16 protein-coding genes are annotated in these 19,382 nt (G+C 65.0%); 4 read left to right on the top strand and 12 right to left on the bottom strand.

What is annotated here, in order from left to right; all coding sequences use genetic code 11:
- Nucleotide 1: 1 nt before the first annotated feature.
- From ACN5W5_RS06605 to ACN5W5_RS06550, 12 genes are all read right to left on the bottom strand, one after another.
- On the bottom strand, nt 2–1,837 hold the full coding sequence (locus ACN5W5_RS06605; RefSeq protein ID WP_420047756.1) for a hypothetical protein: 1,836 nt from the start codon (nt 1,835–1,837) through the stop codon (nt 2–4).
- A gap of 437 nt (nt 1,838–2,274) precedes the next feature.
- The gene (locus ACN5W5_RS06600) at nt 2,275–3,624 is read right to left on the bottom strand and encodes a nucleotide disphospho-sugar-binding domain-containing protein (protein ID WP_420047755.1); all 1,350 of its coding nucleotides are present in this window, start codon (nt 3,622–3,624) and stop codon (nt 2,275–2,277) included.
- A complete protein-coding gene (locus ACN5W5_RS06595) occupies nt 3,621–4,124 on the bottom strand; it encodes a hypothetical protein (protein WP_420047754.1) in 504 nt (167 codons plus the stop codon). The genes ACN5W5_RS06600 and ACN5W5_RS06595 overlap by 4 nt, the downstream gene beginning before the upstream one ends.
- 97 nt (nt 4,125–4,221) lie before the next feature.
- On the bottom strand, nt 4,222–4,431 hold the full coding sequence (locus ACN5W5_RS06590; protein WP_420047753.1) for a hypothetical protein: 210 nt from the start codon (nt 4,429–4,431) through the stop codon (nt 4,222–4,224).
- A gap of 71 nt (nt 4,432–4,502) precedes the next feature.
- Complete coding sequence (locus tag ACN5W5_RS06585) at nt 4,503–4,745, bottom strand: hypothetical protein (protein WP_420047752.1); 243 nt, start codon at nt 4,743–4,745, stop codon at nt 4,503–4,505.
- A 314-nt stretch (nt 4,746–5,059) separates the two neighbouring features.
- Nucleotides 5,060–6,307 carry a phenylacetate--CoA ligase family protein gene (locus ACN5W5_RS06580; RefSeq protein ID WP_420047751.1) on the bottom strand — a complete coding sequence of 416 codons (1,248 nt, stop codon included), beginning with the start codon at nt 6,305–6,307 and terminating at the stop codon, nt 5,060–5,062.
- A gap of 124 nt (nt 6,308–6,431) precedes the next feature.
- A complete protein-coding gene (locus tag ACN5W5_RS06575) occupies nt 6,432–7,241 on the bottom strand; it encodes an ABC transporter ATP-binding protein (protein ID WP_177137310.1) in 810 nt (269 codons plus the stop codon).
- A 197-nt stretch (nt 7,242–7,438) separates the two neighbouring features.
- Nucleotides 7,439–8,770, bottom strand: a complete 1,332-nt coding sequence (locus ACN5W5_RS06570; RefSeq protein ID WP_420047750.1) for an ABC transporter substrate-binding protein — start codon at nt 8,768–8,770, stop codon at nt 7,439–7,441.
- Between the two features lie 143 nt (nt 8,771–8,913).
- The gene (locus ACN5W5_RS06565; protein ID WP_420047749.1) at nt 8,914–9,990 is read right to left on the bottom strand and encodes a branched-chain amino acid ABC transporter permease; all 1,077 of its coding nucleotides are present in this window, start codon (nt 9,988–9,990) and stop codon (nt 8,914–8,916) included.
- Between the two features lie 11 nt (nt 9,991–10,001).
- Nucleotides 10,002–10,931 (bottom strand): branched-chain amino acid ABC transporter permease, encoded by a 930-nt coding sequence (locus ACN5W5_RS06560; protein WP_420047748.1) that lies wholly within the window; start codon nt 10,929–10,931, stop codon nt 10,002–10,004.
- A 16-nt stretch (nt 10,932–10,947) separates the two neighbouring features.
- Complete coding sequence (locus ACN5W5_RS06555) at nt 10,948–11,730, bottom strand: ABC transporter ATP-binding protein (RefSeq protein WP_226463706.1); 783 nt, start codon at nt 11,728–11,730, stop codon at nt 10,948–10,950.
- Complete coding sequence (locus ACN5W5_RS06550) at nt 11,727–13,673, bottom strand: AMP-dependent synthetase/ligase (protein WP_420047747.1); 1,947 nt, start codon at nt 13,671–13,673, stop codon at nt 11,727–11,729. Before ACN5W5_RS06550 ends, ACN5W5_RS06555 begins: the two co-directional genes overlap by 4 nt.
- Nucleotides 13,674–13,847: 174 nt before the next feature.
- Here ACN5W5_RS06550 and ACN5W5_RS06545 point away from each other — a divergent pair, with 174 nt between their 5' ends.
- From ACN5W5_RS06545 to htpG, 4 genes are all read left to right on the top strand, one after another.
- Nucleotides 13,848–14,588 (top strand): Crp/Fnr family transcriptional regulator, encoded by a 741-nt coding sequence (locus tag ACN5W5_RS06545; RefSeq protein ID WP_304921540.1) that lies wholly within the window; start codon nt 13,848–13,850, stop codon nt 14,586–14,588.
- Between the two features lie 45 nt (nt 14,589–14,633).
- Nucleotides 14,634–15,896 carry a pseudouridine synthase gene (locus tag ACN5W5_RS06540; RefSeq protein ID WP_420047746.1) on the top strand — a complete coding sequence of 421 codons (1,263 nt, stop codon included), beginning with the start codon at nt 14,634–14,636 and terminating at the stop codon, nt 15,894–15,896.
- Nucleotides 15,897–15,966: 70 nt separating this feature from the next.
- The gene (locus ACN5W5_RS06535; protein ID WP_420047745.1) at nt 15,967–17,244 is read left to right on the top strand and encodes an esterase/lipase family protein; all 1,278 of its coding nucleotides are present in this window, start codon (nt 15,967–15,969) and stop codon (nt 17,242–17,244) included.
- A gap of 117 nt (nt 17,245–17,361) precedes the next feature.
- Nucleotides 17,362–19,311, top strand: a complete 1,950-nt coding sequence (gene htpG / locus ACN5W5_RS06530) for a molecular chaperone HtpG (protein ID WP_420047744.1) — start codon at nt 17,362–17,364, stop codon at nt 19,309–19,311.
- Nucleotides 19,312–19,382 lie beyond the last annotated feature (71 nt).

Genomic DNA, 19,382 nt, shown 5'->3' with positions numbered 1-19,382 from the left:
CTTAGTCCCGCGTCGCGGCGGGCAATGTCATCGTTAACCCGAGGAAGACCTGATTGCCTCGCCCGGAACGGGAGAGGTCGAGTGCATCCTCGAAGTCCTGCAGCGAATACGACAACCGAAGATCCCAGCCAGCGCTGTTGAGACTGGCCTTGCGCAAGCGCCAGATCAACTCGCCGACGGCGAATCGGTTGGTTTCGCGGTGTGAGTCGGCCGTACGCCGCGCAAGGTTCACCCCGATGTTCAGATTGCCCAGGAATCGATCGGGTATGAACGCGAAATCCGTGAACAGGCTGGCCGTGCGCTCGGTCTGGCGCTCCTGCCCGACCAGGCTCATCGACCGGGACCACTCCACTTGCGGCCCCACCGTCCAATGCTCGGCCAGGACGCCCTGGGCGCCCCAGCTCAAAGTGTGCGAGGACGTTGACAAACTGGGCACGGACACATCGGTGTAGCCGCCGCGACCCACACCTACACTGGTGCTCCAGGCGCCATGATCCAACACGGCACTGAGCACGCTCTGCCACTGCCGGTTGTCGACCTCGGTGCCGACGAAGTTGGCCGGTGTGCTGCGCTGGCGCTGGCGCACCTGCGACAGGCTGAGCGACAACGACGGATGCCCATACCAAGGCGCCTCACCCTCGGGCACGGGTGCCCACGCAAAGGACGTTTCGGCCTGCCTGGAGCCCACGCTGGGCAGATCGGGCAAGTGGTTGGCATTGGTGAACTGGTACAGGTAACTGCCCGAAGCCAACCAGGGGCCTGACCGCCAGTTGGCGCGCAGGCGGTTCATCACCTGATCGGTGGGCAAACCGAGGTAAGCCACGCTGCGAAAGAAGCTGCCCACCACACGGTGATCAAACCCCAGCGCCCAGGCACTGCCATCGCCCACGGGCTCCGGCATCCAGTCGAGTGAGATCGTGTGTGCCCTGTCGTTTTCGCGCCCCTTGTCCGATCCCTTGGGGGCCTGGTTGTCCCAGTTATAGGTCGAACCGGCCAGCTCGGCATGGGCGCGCACGCGATCATGGTTCCACGACGCCTGCCCCGCCACCGACCAGGTTTGCCCGCGGTGCAACGATTGGGCGTCAAGTGACAAGGGCTGCTCCACATCGTTGCCCTCGCCATTCACCATGGCAGCCGTCATGGAAAAGCCGCGCCCGCCACCCAACGCCCAGTCATGTTCCAGCACCACCCCAGTCACCCGGTGGTCGGTCTGGGACAGACCGGTGATGTCGCTGGCACCCACCTGGGGCTCGCTGCGCATGGCAAAACCGCTGAGCACCGAGCCTTCGCCAAACGCCATGCGGCCCGACAAGCCCCGCCGCATCACATCGGTGTAAATCAGGCTTCGGTAGTCCAGGCGGTGGTGACCCAGCCGCACCTGGGCACGCCCCGCATCGGCGTGCACCAGGTATTCACCCAGATCGGCGGTATTGCCTGAGGGATTGGCATCACCGCGCGTGTTGACCCACAAGTCGGCGTTTGCCCGCAAATCGAAACCCTCGGCCTCCCGCTGCACGCGCACCTGCGCGGCGCCCTCGCTTTGGGTGCCGCGCGGCGCCTGACTCACCAAAGCACCGCTGTTGAGCGCCAGACTGCTCAGACTCAGCACCGAATTGGCCTGGGCGCGCCAGACCGGCTCGCCCGCGATGCGCAATGGCCATCGCCCCCATTCCTCCAGGCTGCCATCGGGCGCAGCGTAGACCACCCTCAACTCATGTTCGCCCGCGGTCAGCGGCATGGGCATCACGATCCGCGCCCCGCCCGCCGTCCTGGCCACCAGCGCGGTCACATCGACCCCGTCGAGCTCGAAGCTCAACCGGGTCCAGTGGGGCCGCATGGCTTCCTCCGCCCAGGCAAGCTCAATCGGCTCCTTGGGCAAAAAGCCATTGGGCGAACCGCGCAACTGCATGGACACGCCACTGGCACTCGCCGTCGAAGCCGCGCCAAGCAGGCAAGCGCCAAGCCAGACAACCTGGCTGGCTGAACGGAACGCCGCTTTGAGGCGCCCGCCCCGCCACCGGTTGCCCAGAACACACATGCTCAATCCTCCTCAATAGTGGCCACGCTCCCACGGGTCAACCCATTTGGCGCGCAGTATAGGTTCGCTGCTCAACAGGTTGAGTCGGCTGGAAACGGCTTCAGGTTCAAACCGCCAGCAAATATTTTTTTGAGCGCATGTTTCAGTCAAGAGAAATCAAGCGAGCCGCAGACCACCCCAGTGGTTTGAGTAGCACACCGCCCCCGTCCACCAAGGGGGTGCGCCAGACTCCGGTTTCATTGACAAGCTGTTCGCGGGAACCGGCACTGGGCCAAGGCCTTCTCAATCGATAAACAGAGTGTGCCTTCATCGGCCGGCTTCACGAAGAACCCTTTGAGCGAGGCGGATCGATGCCGGATCTTGACCGATACCTCAATGCGACGGAGGCATTCTCGCAATCTGGCGGGTGTCAGATCTGACGCGCGAATCGTGACACCGCCAGCCAGATCAACCACCCGACTGGCGTTGTCAAATTGATCCCAAGCGAAGGGGATCACCACTTGGGGAACCCCAGACCGAAACGCCTGCGCCACGGTTCCGATGCCACCGTGATGCACAACGGCGTGGACATGGGAAAGCAAGGTACTCAGCTCGACGAAGGAAGTCCAATGAATGGACTCAGGCAGCGGATGGGGCAGCTGCTCCGGGCAGGGGGTCAAGAAAATCGCTCGCTGCGCCCTCTCCTGAACCACTTGCGAGGCGACACGAAAAAACGTTTCGGCATGGCGGTTTGAAGAACCCGGCATGAACAGGATCGGCGCCTCACCGCGTGCCAGGAAGTTGTGAAGATCCCCCAATGCAGCCTCTCGAGTTGCGGTGGGCACAAACTGGAAGTCACCCTCCACCAAAGGAGAAGGCCAATCGGGTTGCGAAGGGGCAAACCAACTGGGAAACAAGGTGAGCGAAAGATCCGGTGACTCGGCGACATGTGGCAGGTAGGACCGTATCGGTGCAAGTCCCAGGCTTCGGCGAGCCAGGTTGGTTTGAAAGGCAGCCACCGGATCCACAAAGAACCGGTCAATGGTTTTCAGAATGACGCTCTTGGCTGCGCCAGGCATCCAGGCAGGAACGGACAGGGCGCCCAGCGCCATGGGGCCGCGCATCGTTCTGAGCATTGAAGGCGTGAGATACCCCGCCGTCACCGACTGCACCAGGCCAAGTTCCCGCGCGATGACGGCAGCGGGCACCGAGAACGGGTGCGCGATCAGTTGAGTGCGCCCGTGGCCGACCGACTCACTGATGACACGGCATGCTTGTTGAAGGCTCTCGCCATACCCGTCAAACAGCGTTCGAAATCCTTTGACCGGATGGGTGATCCGGGGGTCGGCCAGCCGCCTCTTCAACCCACCCCGCTCACCAAAGAACTTTCGCGGGAAGCGAAACGGCGACAACAGTGCTTGTGAATCGATATGGGCAATCAACAGAACATCGCGCCCCCTTTTCGCGAAGGTTTCTGCGAGCGCCGCGAACGGCAGGATGTCGCCTGCGGTTCCCACCGTCAAAAAGACCATCCGCGCCGGGGTTGCTTCGTCCACCAAATCGCTTTGGCAAGGCGCGCGCGCATCGGTTTTCCCCTGACCGTTCATGGCTTCAGCTCGTAGGGATAGTCCAGTTTCAAACCAGTGGGAAAACCCTCGGCGTCCAGCGGCGCGTTGGTGCCCATGGACGAGTAAAGCACGCTGCCTTCTGTCGCGAACACATACCGGGTGACTTTGTTGTTGGTGTGAGTCAGCGCGAGCTTGTCAGCGGCTCTGCCGGAGGCGGTCGTCGTGCCCGCCAAGGCTACGAGCGGGAAAGTGCCCGACTCACCCCCCAAAGGTTTGCCCTGGCACGTGGCATTGCCGTAGATGTACGCCTTCAACTCTCCCGTCGCGGTGGTGGTGGTCGCCTTGGCAAACGACCACGTGTAGCTCACCCACTTGTTGGCTCCACCGGAAGCACACGCACCCACCCAGGTTCCGACGTATTTGTCGATGGGATCGCTGGGCGTGTCCGCACCGCCGCCACCACACGCCGACAACAGAACACCGCAGGCCCATGTCAACGGGATGGCTTTAAAAATTCTCTTCATTGCATTTCGGTTCATTTCGAATTTCTCTCGTTTCTCTTGCGTCAATGGTTTCAGTTTGGTTGTGCGCCCACGAGCGCATTGCATGCGGTTTGGCCAGGCCCTGCAGGCGACCTCAATGGCGGTGGTAGCCGTCGCGCCATCTCCCAAAGAGGCGCGCCGCCGGATCGACCACCGCCCCAGCGATCCGGTTCAAACCGGTGGCTGAGGTCAATTGATTCATTGCGGTCAGCGTCTTCCAGGCAGATTGGCCAGACGCCGCTTTAGGCCCCTTGGCTTGCCGCCATCGGGTGCCCGTGCACCCCTTGTCGCCCAGAAAATCCATGCTCGATCCTCTTCAAGATCGCCACTCACCCGGGGGCCAAACCCATAGGCCGCACGGAACAGGTGAGGGCATCACGGCATGTGTCGTGAGAAACCTCGTTTCGGTTCATTTGGCTTGATGCCCAAGGCCTTGCAGCTCATGGCGAACAACGCGAACGGCATGCAGAGGCCCTTGTTGGCGAGCAGGCGCTGGATGCGCACACCCCGTGTCGCGGAGCGCGCCACGGCCGCTAGAAGGAAGTCCACCGCAGAGCCCGTGCGTTCGTCGGCGCGCATCTGCGCGGAGCCCACACGGCTGTGGTCGTCGATGGCCACGGGGGCGAGCTGCAGCCCATGAGGCCATGTCTCCGCCGGCCTCGGACCGACGGCACTACTTGCGGGTGGTCCTAACGCTGACGCCAGCGGCCGACTCTTTCTGTGGGTGCTGAAGCGTGGTGTCGCCAGCCTCACAGAAGCCGTCGGGTGAACAACCTCTTGAAGTCACCACTGGTGGCCTCCCCCTCTCCGGCGCGCCTTCGGCGCTTGGAGGTGGACAACACCTGCGGCCTGGCAAAGCCGCGTTCCGCGGTGTTGGGGGGCTGGACTTCCCCTCTATCGCCGAACCGCGTGTCTCGGCCGCAGGGGGGTGTTCACTTGTAGCTCCGCGCGTCCTCGATGACCTTGCCGTCGTTGGGCAGGCTGCCGGGTCGCACCACCTGCACCTGACCACGCAACTTGGTCACCTCGCGGATGGCGGTCTCCAGTTGTTCGCGCAGGCCGTCGTTCACCTCCACGGCCTCGACCTGCAGACACATCTGGTCGTTGGCCATTTCACCGCTGACCACCAGCCGGGCCTTTTGCACCTGCGGAAAGCGGCGCGTGATCTCGGCCACCTGCGAGGGGTGCACAAACATGCCCTTGATCTTGGTGGTCTGGTCGGCGCGGCCCATCCAGCCCTTGATGCGTGGCGCGGTGCGGCCGGTGGGGCAGGTGCCGCTCAGGATCGCTGAGAGATCGCCTGTGCCAAAACGGATCAGCGGATAGGCCGGGTTGAGCGAGGTCACCACCAGCTCGCCCACCTCGCCATCGGGCACGGGTGTGCCGGTGCCCGGACGCACGATCTCCACGATCACGCCTTCATCAAGCACCAGGCCTTCGCGCGCGGTGGTTTCATAGGCCACCAGGCCGAGGTCGGCGGTGGCGTAGGTCTGGTACACGTCCACACCGCGTTCCTTGAACCAGGCGGTCAGGCTCGGTGGGCAAGCCTCGCCGCCGACCGAGGCCTTGGTCAGGCTGGGCAGGGAGATGCCGGCCTCGGCAGCTTTCTCCAGCAGGATGCGCAGGAAGCTCGGTGTGCCGGTGTAGGCATCGGGCTTGAGGTCCACCATCGCTTCGAGCTGTTGTTCGGTCTGGCCGGTGCCGGCCGGGAACACGGTGCAACCCACCGCGTGCGCGCCCGACTCCAGGATGAACGCGCCCGGTGTCATGTGGTAACTGAAGCTGTTGTGCACCAGCTCGCCAGAGCGGAAGCCCGCGGCGAACAGGGCGCGGCCGGCGCGCCAATAGTCCTTGCTCGCGCCTTCGGGTTCGTAGATCGGACCCGGCGATGCGAAGACCCGCGACATGGCCGGCCCCCGCACCAGCGCCGAGAAGCCACCAAAAACGTCGTGCTGCCGCTTGGCCTTCTGACGCTCCAGCAACTCGCTCTTGCGCGTGACCGGGATGCGGGTCAGCGCGGCGCGGCTGTTGATGGCCGAGACGTCGATGTCGCGCAGGATGTCGGCGAATGCCGCGCTGTTCTGTTTGGCGTGGGCCAGTTGACCGGGCAGTGCCGCCATCTGAGCGGCTTCACGGTCAGCGGGCGATCGGGTTTCCAGAGCATCGAAAAAGTCGGTCATATTCAAAACCACAAAAGGTGGAAAGAGGTATCTCAACCCGGGAACGCGGTGGAGCCGGCTTTGCCGGTCCACTCGCGTTGCCCCCGTGAGGGGGTGACGCCGAAGGCGGCGCGGGGGAGGGCCATCAAGCGAGCCAACGCTTCCTGCGCTTGTAGCTCTTCACGTCCTTGAAGCTCTTGCGTTCGCCGCCGCCCATGCCGAGGTAGAACTCTTTGACGTCTTCGTTGTTGCGCAGGTCCGAGGCCAGGCCATCCATCACAATGCGGCCCGATTCCATGATGTAGCCGTAGTCGGCGTACTTCAGCGCCATGTTGGTGTTCTGTTCGGCCAGCAGGAAGGTGACCTTTTCCTTGGTGTTGAGGTCCTTCACGATCTCGAACACCTCTTCCACGATCTGCGGCGCCAGGCCCATCGAGGGCTCGTCCAGCAGCACCACGCTGGGGTTGGCCATCAGCGCGCGGCCGATGGCGCACATCTGCTGCTCGCCGCCCGAGGTGTAGGCCGCCTGCGAGGTGCGGCGTGTCTTCAGGCGCGGGAAGTAGTTGTAGACCTTCTCCAGGTTGCGCGCGATCTCGGCACGGTCGGTGCGCGTGTACGAACCCGTCATCAGGTTTTCTTCGATCGTCAGGTGGGCGAAGCAGTGGCGACCTTCCATCACCTGCACCACGCCGCGGTTCACGAGGTCGGCGGGCGTGAGGTTTTCAATGCGTTCGCCACGCAGCTCGACGCTGCCCTTGGTGACCTCGCCGCGCTCGGCCTTGAGCAGGTTGGAGATGGCGCGCAGCGTGGTCGTCTTGCCCGCACCGTTGCCACCCAGCAGCGCGGCGATCTTGCCTTCGGGCACGTTGAGTGAAACGCCCTTCAGCACGAGGATCACGTGGTTGTAGATGACCTCGATGCCGTTGACGTTGAGAACGATGTTGGGAGTCGTCATGGTGTGTTCCTTGGGAGCCATTCGAAAGACCGAGCGAGCCGGCCTTTCGGATGGCGGCTGGCGAACCAGCCGCGATCACGTTTCACACATCCGCAGCGAGCGCGGTAGCCCCAGCAAGGGATGCCGCCGGGCCGGCTTGGCCGGACGGCTGGCATCCCCCCCCTTGAGGGGGTCGCGCGGATCGCGGCGGGGTGGGCTCAGCTCTGGCAGTCCTGACCCGTGCGTCGGGTCAGCTTCTTCTCGGCGGCATACTTGTCGGCCGCGGCCTTGACCATGGGCTTGATGATCTGTTCATCGGCCTGGTACCAGTCGCTGCTGAACTGCCACTTGCTGCCGTCCCAGGTGTGGATGCGGGCCCAGTTGGCGCCCATGTGGTCCTGGCAGCTGGTGGACACCGGGCGCAGCACGCCCTTGAAGCCCAGTGCATCCAGCTTGGCCTGCGTCAGGTTCAGGTTCTCATAGCCCCAGCGAGCCTGCTCGCCGGTGATGATCTTGCCTTTGCCGTATTTCTCCTGGGCCTGGCGCACACCTTCGACGGCGAACATGGCGCTGAAGAGGCCGCGCATGTAGAGCACATCGCCGACTTCTTCCTTCGGACCGGTGCCCTGGCCTTTGGCGTGCAGCTTCTCCAGCACTTCCTTGACCACGGCCGAACCTTTCTCGGCGCCGTGTTGCATGGTGATGGCGTTGTAGCCCTTGGCGCCCATGCCGACGTCTTTCACATCGGGCTCAGCACCGGCCCACCACACGCCGTAGATCTTCTCGCGCGGGTAGCCGGTGGCCTGGGCTTCCTTGAGCAGGGTGGAGTTCATCACACCCCAACCCCAGTTGATCACGTAGTCCGGGCGGCTCTGGCGGATCTGCAGCCAGGTGGACTTCTGCTCCACACCCGGGTGGGTCACAGGCAGCAGGGTCAGCTTGTAGCCGTGCATGGCGGCACGTTCCTGCAGGATGGGGATGGCTTCCTTGCCGAACGGGCTGTCGTGGTAGACCAGCGCGATGTGCTTGCCCTTCAGGTTGGCCACGCCGCCGAGCTTCTTGGCGATGTCCTGGATGATCACGTCGCCCGCCACCCAGTAGGTGCCGGCGAGCGGGAAGTTCCACTTGAACACGCCGCCGTCGGCCGACTCGCTGCGGCCGTAACCGGCGGTGATCAGCGGGATCTTGTCGTTGGGGGCTTTTTCGGTCAGCGCGAAGGTGATGCCGGTGGACAGCGGCTGGAACACGGTGGCGCCTTTGCCCTTCAGGCGCTCGTAGCACTCCACGCCGCGGTCGGTGGCGTAGCCGGTTTCACACTCTTCGTACGACAGCTTCACGCCGTTGATGCCGCCGCGGGCATTCACCAGTTTGAGGTAGTCCACATAGCCGTTGGCGAAGGGCACGCCGTTGGGTGCGTAGGCGCCGGTGCGGTACACCAGCACCGGGAAGAACTGCTCTTTGGCCTGGGCCATGGCAGCGGTGGAGACCAGTGCGCCCGAGAGGGCGGCGCAGGCCATGGATACCGAGAGAGCAAGGTTACGCAGCTTCATTTCGTTTGTCTCCTAAGGAAAAAACCAACACACAAAAACCAACCCGAGGGCCCGTCAGTTCACCCCGCCCGCAGCGCTGGCGCATCGGGCATTTCCCCATGGGGGATCACCCTGAGGCGCCGCCGGCCACGACCGTGCGGACATCAGTGCGGGAAAGGCCACAACCGCAACTTCTGTTTGCCGATGCTCCAGAGCTTCGCCAGCCCATGGGGCTCCACGATCAGGAACCACACGATGAGCGCACCGAAGACCATGAATTCCGTGTGCGAAATGCCGGCGGTGGAAATTTCGACGCCAAACATCGCACCCAGCGCAGGCAGGAACTGGTTCAGAAAAATCGGCAGCACCACGATGAAGGCCGCGCCGAAGAAGCTGCCCATGATGGAACCCATGCCGCCGATGATCACCATGAACAACAACTGGAACGAGCGGTCAATGGAGAACGCCGCTGGCTCCCAGGAGCTCAGGTGAACGAAGCCCCACAGGCCGCCAGCCACACCGATGATGAACGAGCTGACCGCGAACGCGCTGAGCTTGGCGTACATCGGGCGGATGCCGATCACCGCGGCGGCCACGTCCATGTCGCGGATCGCCATCCATTCACGACCAATGGCCGAGCGCACCAGGTTCTTCGCCAGCAGGCCGAACACCACCAGGAAGGCCAGGCAGAAGATGTATTTCTGCAGCGGCGTCTGGATCGCGAAGCCGAACACCTGCAGGTTGGACACCGAGACCGAGCCCGAGGCGTTGTTGTTGGTGAACCAGCCGATGCGCAGGAACGCCCAGTCGCAGAAGAACTGCGCCGCCAGCGTGGCCACCGCGAGATACAGCCCCTTCACCCGCAGGCTGGGGATGCCGAAGAACATGCCCACCAGCGTGGCGAAGAAGCCACCCGAGAGCAGGGCGATGATCAGCGGCATGCCCTCGATGCGGATGTAGGTGTTGTAGGCCATGTAGGCCCCCACCGCCATGAAGGCGCCCGAACCCAGCGAAATCTGGCCGCAGTAGCCCACCAGGATGTTCACGCCCAGAGCGGCCAGCGCCAGGATCAGGAACGGGATCAGGATGGCGCGGAACATGTACTCGTCAGCCAGCATCGGCACACCGATGAAGGCGAAAGCGATCAGCGCGAGGATGGCCCAGCGGTCCTGCGCGATCGGGAAGATCTGCTGGTCGGTGCGGTAGGAGGTCTTGAATTGACCGTTTTCACGATAGAACATGTTTTTCTTCCTTACACGCGGTCAATGATCTTTTCACCAAAGAGGCCCTGCGGCCGGAACAGCAGGAACACCAGCGCCAGCACATACGCAAACCAGATCTCGATGCCTCCGCCCACATAGGGGCCGAGGTACACCTCGGAGAGCTTCTCGCCCACGCCGATGATCAGGCCGCCGATGATGGCGCCGGGCACCGAGGTGAGGCCGCCCAAAATGATCACGGGCAGCGCGCGCAGGGCCACCGTGGTGAGCGAAAACTGCACGCCCATCTTGGAGCCCCAGATGATCCCGGCCACCAGCGCCGTGATCCCGGCCACGAACCAGACGATGACCCAGATGCGGTTGAGCGGGATGCCGATGGACTGCGCCGCCTGGTGATCGTCGGCCACGGCGCGCAGCGCGCGTCCGGTGCTCGTCTTCTGGAAGAACAGCGACAGCACCACCACCAGCAAGGCCGCCACGCAGGCCGCATAGACGTCTTCCAGGTTCACCAGCACGCCCCCTTCGAACATGCCTTCGAGCAGGAAGATCGGGTCCTTGGGCATGCCGACGTCGATCTGGTAGATGTCCGAGCCGAAGATGGTCTGACCCAGGCCGTCGAGGAAGTAGGTGATGCCCAGCGTGGCCATCAGCAGCGTCACGCCTTCCTGGTTCACCAGGTGGCGCAGCACCAGGCGCTCGATCAGCCAGGCCAGCACAAACATACAGGCCGCCGCGACGGCGAACGCGAGCACGTTGCCGAGGAACTTGTTGTCCATGCCCAGCCATTCCGGGATCCACTGGGAGAAGCGGGCCATGGCCAGCGCAGCGAACAGCACCATCGCGCCCTGCGCGAAGTTGAAGACACCCGACGCCTTGTAGATCAGCACAAAGCCCAGCGCCACGAGCGAATACAGCATGCCGGCCATCAGGCCGCCCAGCAAAGTTTCAAGAAAGAATGCCATCTTGTTGTCTCCGTGTTCAGTGGCTCGTACCGAGGTAGGCGCTGATGACTTCTTCGTTGTTGCGCACTTCTTCTGGTGTGCCGTCACCGATCTTCTTGCCGTAGTCCAGCACCACCACGCGGTCGGAGATGTCCATCACCACGCCCATGTCGTGCTCGATGAGCACGATGGTGGTGCCGAACTCGTCGTTCACGTCGAGGATGAAGCGGCTCATGTCCTGCTTTTCTTCCAGGTTCATGCCGGCCATGGGTTCGTCGAGCAGCAGGACCTGCGGCTCCATCGCCAGGGCGCGCCCGAGGTCCACGCGCTTCTGCAGGCCGTAGGGCAGCTGGCCCACGGGCGTCTTGCGGAAAGCCTGGATTTCCAGGAAGTCGATGATGTGTTCGACGAACTCGCGGTGCTGTTCTTCTTCGCGCTGCGCCGCTCCGAGGCGCAACGCCTGCTGGAACAGGTTGCTCTTGATGCGCAGGTTTCGGCCGGTCATGATGTTGTCGATCACGCTCATGCCCTTGAACAGCGCCAGGTTCTGGAAAGTGCGCGCGATGCCCATCTCGGCCACCTGCCGGCTGTTCATGTGCTTGAAGGTCTGGCCGCGGAAGCTGATGCTGCCTTCTTGCGGCGAATACACGCCGTTGATGCAGTTGAGCATGGAGCTCTTGCCCGCACCGTTGGGGCCGATGATGGCGCGCACTTCGTGTTCCTTCACGTTGAAGGAAATGTCGGTCAGCGCCTTCACGCCGCCGAAGCGCAGGCTGATGTTTTGCACGTCGAGGATGACGTCGCCGATTTTTTTTGTCATGCCGCTGCTTTCACGGGAGCAAAGGTCTTGGCATCGCGGACCTGCAGCGTGGCGCTCACGCTGCCGGTGCGGCCGTCTTCGAACTTCACCTGGGTTTCGATGTACTGCTCGGTCTTGCCGCTGTAGAGGGCGTCGACCAGCACGCTGTATTTGTCGGCGATGAAGCCGCGGCGGACCTTGTTGGTGCGGGTCAGTTCGCCGTCGTCGGCGTCGAGCTCCTTGTGCAGCACCAGGAAGCGGCTGATCTGGCTGCCGGCCAGCAGCTCGTCGCGGCTCAGGTCGGCGTTGACTTTTTCAACACACTCGCGGATCAGCTCGTAAACCTCGGGCTTCTGCGCCAGATCGGTGTAGCCGGCGTAGGGCAGGTTGCGGCGCTCGGCCCAGTTGCCCACGGCCTCGAAGTCGATGTTGACCATCACGCAGACCTTCTCGCGCTGGTCGCCGTAGGCCACCACCTCCTTGATCTGCGAGAAGAACTTGAGCTTGTTCTCCACGTACTTGGGCGCGAACATGGCACCGTCGTTGGCGCCGCCCTTGATGCGGCCCACGTCTTTCACGCGGTCGATGATCTTCAGGTGACCGCTGGCGTCGATGAAGCCCGCGTCGCTGGTGTGGTACCAGCCGTCGGCTGAGAGGACCTCGGCCGTGGCCGCGGGGTTCTTGTAGTACTCCTTGAGCAGGCCGGGCGACTTCACCAGGATTTCGCCGGTGTCGCTGAGCTTGATTTCCACGCCTTCGCAGGGCACGCCCACGGTGTCGGCGCGCGCTTCGTGGTCGGGCTGCAGGCAGACGAACACGGCCGTTTCGGTCGAGCCGTAGAGTTGCTTGAGGTTGATGCCGATGGAGCGGTAGAAACTGAACAGATCGGGGCCGATGGCTTCGCCCGCCGTGTACGCCACGCGCACGCGACTCAGACCCAGGCTGTTGCGCAACGGGCCGTACACAAAGAGGTTGCCCAGCGCGTACTTGATGCCGTCCATGAAACCGATGGACTTGCCGTCCATCTTGGTCGGTCCGACGCGGCGCGCCACGTCCATGAAGGCATGGAACATCTTGCGCTTGAGCGTGCCCGCGTCTTCCATGCGGATCATCACGGTGGTGAGCAGGCCCTCGAACACCCGCGGCGGCGCGAAGTAATACGTGGGGCCGACTTCCTTCAGGTCGATGGTCACGGTGGCGCCCGACTCGGGGCAGTTCACCACGTAGCCGGCCACCAGCCACTGCGCATAACTGAAGATGTTCTGCCCGATCCAGGCCGGGGGCAGGTAGGCCAGCACCTCGTCGTTTTCTGTCAGCTTGTCGAAGCGCGCGCCGACGGCGGCGCGGTTGATCAGCGTGTTGTGGGTGTGCACCACGCCCTTGGGGTTGCCGGTGGTGCCCGAGGTGAAGAACATCGCGGCCACATCATCGGGCTGGGCCATCTCCACCTGTTCGATGAACAGCTGCGTGTGGATTTTGGCGAACGCCTGACCAGCGCCGATCAGTTCTTCCAGCGCCGCCAGGCCGGGCTGGTCGTAGTTGCGCAGACCGCGTGGATCGTCATAGAACACGTGCGTCAGCTGCGGGCAGCGGTCGCGGATTTCGAGCATCTTGTCGACCTGCTCCTGGTCTTCCACCACCGCGAAACGCACCTCGGCGTTGTTGATGGGGAACACGCATTCGGCACCCACGGCGTCCTGGTACAGCGGCACGGGAATCGCGCCCAGCGACTGCGCCGCCAGCATGGTGGCGTAGAGGCGCGGGCGGTTGGCGCCGATCACCACCATGTGTTCACCGCGCTGCAGGCCGGCCTGGTGCAGGCCGCAGGCCACCGCTTCCACCAGTTGCGCCATCGCGGCCCAGGTGGTGGTCTGCCAGATCCCGTATTCCTTCTCGCGCATGGCCGCCGCTGTGGGGCGGCGTTTCGCGTGTTCCAGCAAGAGCCGGGGGAAAGTCGTTTGCATTGCAAGTCTCCAGATGCGGGGCGGGCAGCGGTGCTGGGCCAGGGGGCATTCAGTCACACCCGTTCAAATCATTCTGGGGCGGATGTTAGGCAGATGTTTGACGTTATGTTGTCAGTGCGACGACAATTGAAGGGTCTGCCCTCCTAGGACTTTCCCTAGTTCTTTGTACTGCTCATGAGCAACTTCACCCCCAGCCGGACCGGCTCCCAGTTGCGGGAGCGTGCCCGCGCACCCACCGTGCAGGAGCTGTCGCAGATCCCCTGGCTGCAGGCCTTGAGCGAGGGCGAACGCGCACGGGCCGAAGACGCACTCGTCGTGAGCGAGGCGCAGGCGGGCGACTTCATCTGCCGCATCGGCCGGCCGGTCACCTACTGGTTCGGTCTGGTCGATGGCCTGCTCAAGATGAGCAACGACGACTCGCAGGGCCCCGTGATCACCTTCACCGGCGTGGCGCCCGGCGGCTGGTTCGGCGAAGGCACCGTGCTCAAACACGAGCAGTACCGCTACAACATCCAGGCCCTGCGCAAGAGCCGCGTGGCCGGCCTGCCGGTCGAGACTTTCGACTGGCTGCTCGACCACTCGCTCGGCTTCAACCGTTTCGTGATGCACCAGCTCAACGAGCGCCTCGGCCAGTTCATCGCCGCACGCGAAATCGACCGTCTGAACAACCCCGATCTGCGCGTCGCGCGCAACCTCGCGGCCCTGTTCCACCCGCTGCTCTCGCCCAACGTGGGCGGCGTCCTGCGCATCACCCAGCAGGAGCTGGCCTACCTGGTGGGCCTGTCGCGCCAGCGCGTGAACGAAGCCCTCGCCGCGCTCACGGCCAAGGGCTGGATCCGGGTCGAATACGGCGGCGTGCGGGTGCTGGATCTGCCAGCGCTGCGCTCGGGGGCGCTCGACGGCCGTTCTGACTGAAAAGTTGCATAGGCCATGGGCACGTGATCTGGGATGATCCCCCCCATGACCACCGACAAAAAGCCCAGCACGCTCAAGCTCAACCCGGGCGCTGCGAAGAAATCCAAGGCCGACCCGTTTGCGCCGCGCCGCGCCCCCGTGCGCCCGCCCGGCCCGGCCCGCGCCAAGAGCGTTTCAGCCTCCGCGCCCAAGCCACCGCGAGAGCCTTCGCCCGGCTACGGCGCCCAACGATCCGGCCCCGACGGCGAACGCACCGAGCGCCCGCGCTACGGGGCCGACCGCCCTGGCAGCGAACGACCCGCCGGCCCACGCCCCACCGGCGACCGCCCGCGCTCCGGTCCCGGAGCTGCACCGCGCGGCGACGACCGCGGCTGGAGCGAGCGCCCGGCGCCACGCCGCGCCGATTCCCGCGACCAGCCCCATGGTGCGGGCGACCGTCCGCAGCGCGCGTCGGCCCCCGCGCCGCGCCCGGTGCAGCCGCACCGGCCCGACCTCGCCCGCGTCGGCAATGTGCGCGGTGAAGTGCGACTCAACAAACGCATGGCCGACCTCGGCCTGTGCTCGCGCCGCGAGGCCGACGAATGGATCGCGCGCGGCTGGGTGCTGGTCAATGGTGAACCGGCCGTCATGGGCATGCCCGTGGCGCCCGACGCCCAGGTGGAAGTGTTGCCCCAGGCGCGCCACCAGCAGGCCGGCCAGGTGACGATCCTGCTGCACAAGCCCATGGGCTATGTGAGCGGACAGCCCGAAGACGGTCACGAAGCCGCCGCCACGCTGATCGGCGCGCCCAGCCAGTGGCGCGGCGATGCCCGCCACCCGGCCGACGGCCGCCGCTTCGCCCCCGAACACACCCGCGGCCTCGCGCCCTGCGGCCGGCTCGACATCGACTCCGTGGGCCTGCTCGTGCTCACGCAGGACGGCCGCATCGCCCGCCAGCTCATCGGCGAGAACAGCGGCATCGAAAAGGAATACCTGGTGCGCGTGCACTACGCACCCAACGGCCCGCACGGCGCGGGCGTGGTCACGCAAGACGTGCAGGCCGTCTTTCCCGCCGACAAACTCGCTCTGCTGCGCCACGGCCTGAGCCTGGACGACCAGCCTTTGAAGCCCGCGCAGGTGGACTGGATGAACCCCGAGCAACTGCGCTTCATCTTGAAGGAGGGCAAGAAGCGCCAGATCCGCCGCATGTGCGAACAGGTCGGCCTGCACGTGGTGGGCCTGAAGCGCATCCGCATCGGGAATGTGGTGCTGGGCAATCTGCCGGTGGGGCAGTGGCGGTATCTGGGAGCGGGGGAGTCGTTTGCCTGATCGGTTCGACGAAAGCTGTCGCTAGAGCGGGGTCTCCATTGCAGCTACCCCTCCCCGGCCACAATGGCCCATGACCGCTCCCACCCCACCCGACGCCCCCAAGCGTGCCGTGCTGCGCCACCTGCGCCCCTCGGACCTGCGGGCCGCGGCCCAGCTGGCCTCGCAGGCGACGCAGGGCGTGATCAACATCACCGAGGGAGTGCACCAGTCGGTGCGGCGGCGGCTGGGGTTCTCCAGCGGGGCTTCGGATGAGCAGGCCAGCGGCCTGACGGGGCAGATCTACCGGGGCATCCGTGGCGTGGCGCACATCGTGGGCCATGGGCTGGACGGGGCGCTGGCCGCGCTGCTGCCGCTGGTGGACGACCCGGCCACGCACCCTGAGGCTTCGCCCGCGCGCGAGGCGGTGCTGGCGGCGCTGAACGGGGTGCTGGGCGACCGGCTGCAGAGCTTCGGCAACCCGCTGGCCCAGACCATGGAGCTGCGGCAAGGCGGGCAGGCCTTGCCGATGGTTCCGGCGGCCTTGAAGGCGCAGCTGGGCGACAAGGCCAGCCCGCACCTGCTGCTGCTGATCCACGGCCTGAGCATGAACGACACCCAGTGGCGCCGCAGCGGCCACGACCATGGCGAGTTTCTGGCGCAGGCGCTGGGCTGCACGCCGGTGTACCTGCGCTACAACTCCGGCCTGCACACCTCCACCAACGGGCGCGAGCTGGCCTTGTTGCTGGACCGGCTGGTGGCCGCATGGCCGGTGCCGCTGGAACGCATCACCATCCTTGGTCACAGCATGGGCGGGCTGGTGGCGCGGTCTGCGGTGCAGGTGGCGCGCGAGGCGGGCCAGCGCTGGCCGGGGCTGCTGCGTGAACTGGTGTTCCTGGGCACGCCGCACCACGGTGCGCCGCTGGAGCGCGCGGGCCACGGGGTGGACCTGCTGCTGGCGTCCTCGCCGCACACGGTACCGTTCGCCCGGCTGGGCAAGATCCGCAGCGCCGGCATCACCGACCTGCGCCATGGCCATGTGCTGGACGCGGACTGGCAGGGTCGCGACCGGTTCGGGTCACCCGAAGACCACCGGGTGCCGCTGCCACTGCCCGAGGGCGTGGCCTGCTTCACCGTCGCCGCGACGCTGGCGGGCCAGCGCGGCCTGCTGGCCGACCGGCTGATGGGTGATGGCCTGGTGCCGCTCCACAGCGCGCTCGGCCAGCAGGACGACCCCGCGCGCCGGCTGGTCTTTGCCAGGGACAGCCAGCACATCGTTTACCGCACAGGGCACCTGGACCTGCTCTCCAGCCCCCAGGTGGCGGCGCAGCTGCTGGCCTGGCTGCGCCCGGTGCCGTCCACAGAAGACTGAGCCTCAAGGCCGCCGTGGACCGTCCGGGGCTTGAAAACCCCCGCGCCGCCCATAATTCAGCCCAGCGTGAGCGCTCCACCGGGGCGCGTCTGTGTTTTTCAAACCCCCTCAAGACCCATGAGCAAACAAACCCTGTCTTTCCAGGCCGAGGTGGCGCAGCTGCTGCACCTCGTCACCCATTCGCTGTATTCCAACCCCGAGATCTTCCTGCGCGAGCTGGTGTCCAACGCGTCGGACGCCTGCGACAAGCTGCGTTTTGAAGGCCTGAACAACGCCGCGCTGTTCGAAGACGCGCCCAACCTCGACGTGCGCGTCGCCTTCGACAAGGAAGCCAAGACCATCACCATCACCGACAACGGCATCGGCATGAGCCAGGCCGAGGCGGTGGAGCACCTGGGCACTATCGCCAAGAGCGGTACCAAGGACTTCATGAGCCACCTGAGTGGCGACCAGAAGAAGGATGCCCAGCTGATCGGCCAGTTCGGCGTGGGGTTTTATTCCGGCTTCATCGTGGCCGACAAGATCACCGTTGAAAGCCGCCGCGCCGGCCTGCCGGCGGCCGAGGGCGTGCGCTGGACCAGCGGCGGCACGGGCGAGTTCGAGGTGGAGGCCATCGAGCGCGCCGCGCGCGGCACCACCATCACCCTGCACCTGCGTGACGACGCGCACGAGTACCTGAGCCACTGGAAGCTCAAGTCGCTGATCACCAAGTACTCCGACCACATCAGCCTGCCGATCCTGATGCAGAAGGAAGAGTGGGACGCTGAAAAGAGCGAATACGTGCAGCAGGCCGAGTGGGAAGCGGTGAACTCGGCCAACGCGCTGTGGGCGCGCAGCAAGAAAGAGATATCCGACGAGCAGTACGCCGAGTTCTACAAGAACATCAGCTACGACCAGGCCGCACCGCTGGCCTGGAGCCACAACCGCGTGGAGGGCGCTACCGAATACACGCAGCTGCTCTACATCCCGGCCAAGGCGCCGATGGACCTGTGGAACCGCGACCGCAAGGCCGGCATCAAGCTCTACGTGAAGCGCGTCTTCATCATGGACGAGGCCGAGGCGCTGATGCCCTCGTACCTGCGCTGGGTCAAGGGTGTGGTCGATTCGGCCGACCTGCCGCTCAACGTGAGCCGAGAGCTGCTGCAGGAAAGCCGCGACGTGAAGGCGATCCGGGAAGGCAACACCCGCCGCGTGCTGGCCATGCTGGAGGACCTGGCCAAGAAGGACGTGGCGCCGAAGGCCGAAGAGGGCGTGGGCGGTGTGACCGACGTCGTCAGCGCCGAAGACCAGGCCGCGGCCGAGAAGGACGCCGGCAAGTACTCGGCCTTCTACGCCGAGTTCGGTGCCGTGCTGAAAGAAGGCCTGGGCGAAGACTTCGCCAACCGCGAGAAGATCGCCAAGCTGCTGCGTTTTGCCAGCACCACCAGCGACGCGGTGAGCGTGAGCCTGGCGGACTACAAGGCGCGCATGAAAGAAGGCCAGGCCGCGATCTACTACATCACCGCCGACAGCATCGCCGCCGCCAAGAACAGCCCGCAGCTCGAAGTGTTCAAGAAGAAGGGCATCGAGGTGCTGCTGATGGCCGACCGTGTGGACGAGTGGGCCGTGTCGCACCTGCACGAGTTCGACGGCACGCCGCTGCAGAGCGTGGCCAAGGGCGCGGTCGATCTGGGCTCGCTGCAGGACGAAGCCGAAAAGAAGGCCGCCGAAGCCGCGGCGGAGACCTTCAAGCCCGTGCTGGACAAGCTCAAGGAAGCGCTGAAGGACAAGGCGCAGGACGTTCGCGTGACCACGCGCCTGGTCGATTCGGCGGCTTGTCTGGTGGTGGGCGAGGGTGACCTTTCCAATCAGTTGGCCCGCATGCTCAAGGCCGCCGGCCAGCAGGCGCCGACGAGCCAGCCGATTCTGGAAGTGAACGCCGAGCATCCGCTGGTGAAGAAGCTGGAGGGCAGCGCGCACTTCGACGACCTGGCCCACATCCTGTTTGACCAGGCGCTGCTGGCCGAAGGCGGCCTGCCGGAAGACCCGGCCGCCTACGTGAAGCGGGTGAACGCACTGCTGGTCTGAGCCCGCCCCCAATAGAAGAGAAGAACCCGCCAGCACAGCCCCCCGCTGTTGGGGGGCGTCTGGTGCTGCCG

This window comes from Hydrogenophaga sp. ZJX-1 (assembly GCF_048590325.1).
In the GTDB taxonomy this organism is placed as follows: domain Bacteria; phylum Pseudomonadota; class Gammaproteobacteria; order Burkholderiales; family Burkholderiaceae_C; genus Hydrogenophaga.
This window is presented reverse-complemented; position numbering and strand designations above follow the sequence as displayed.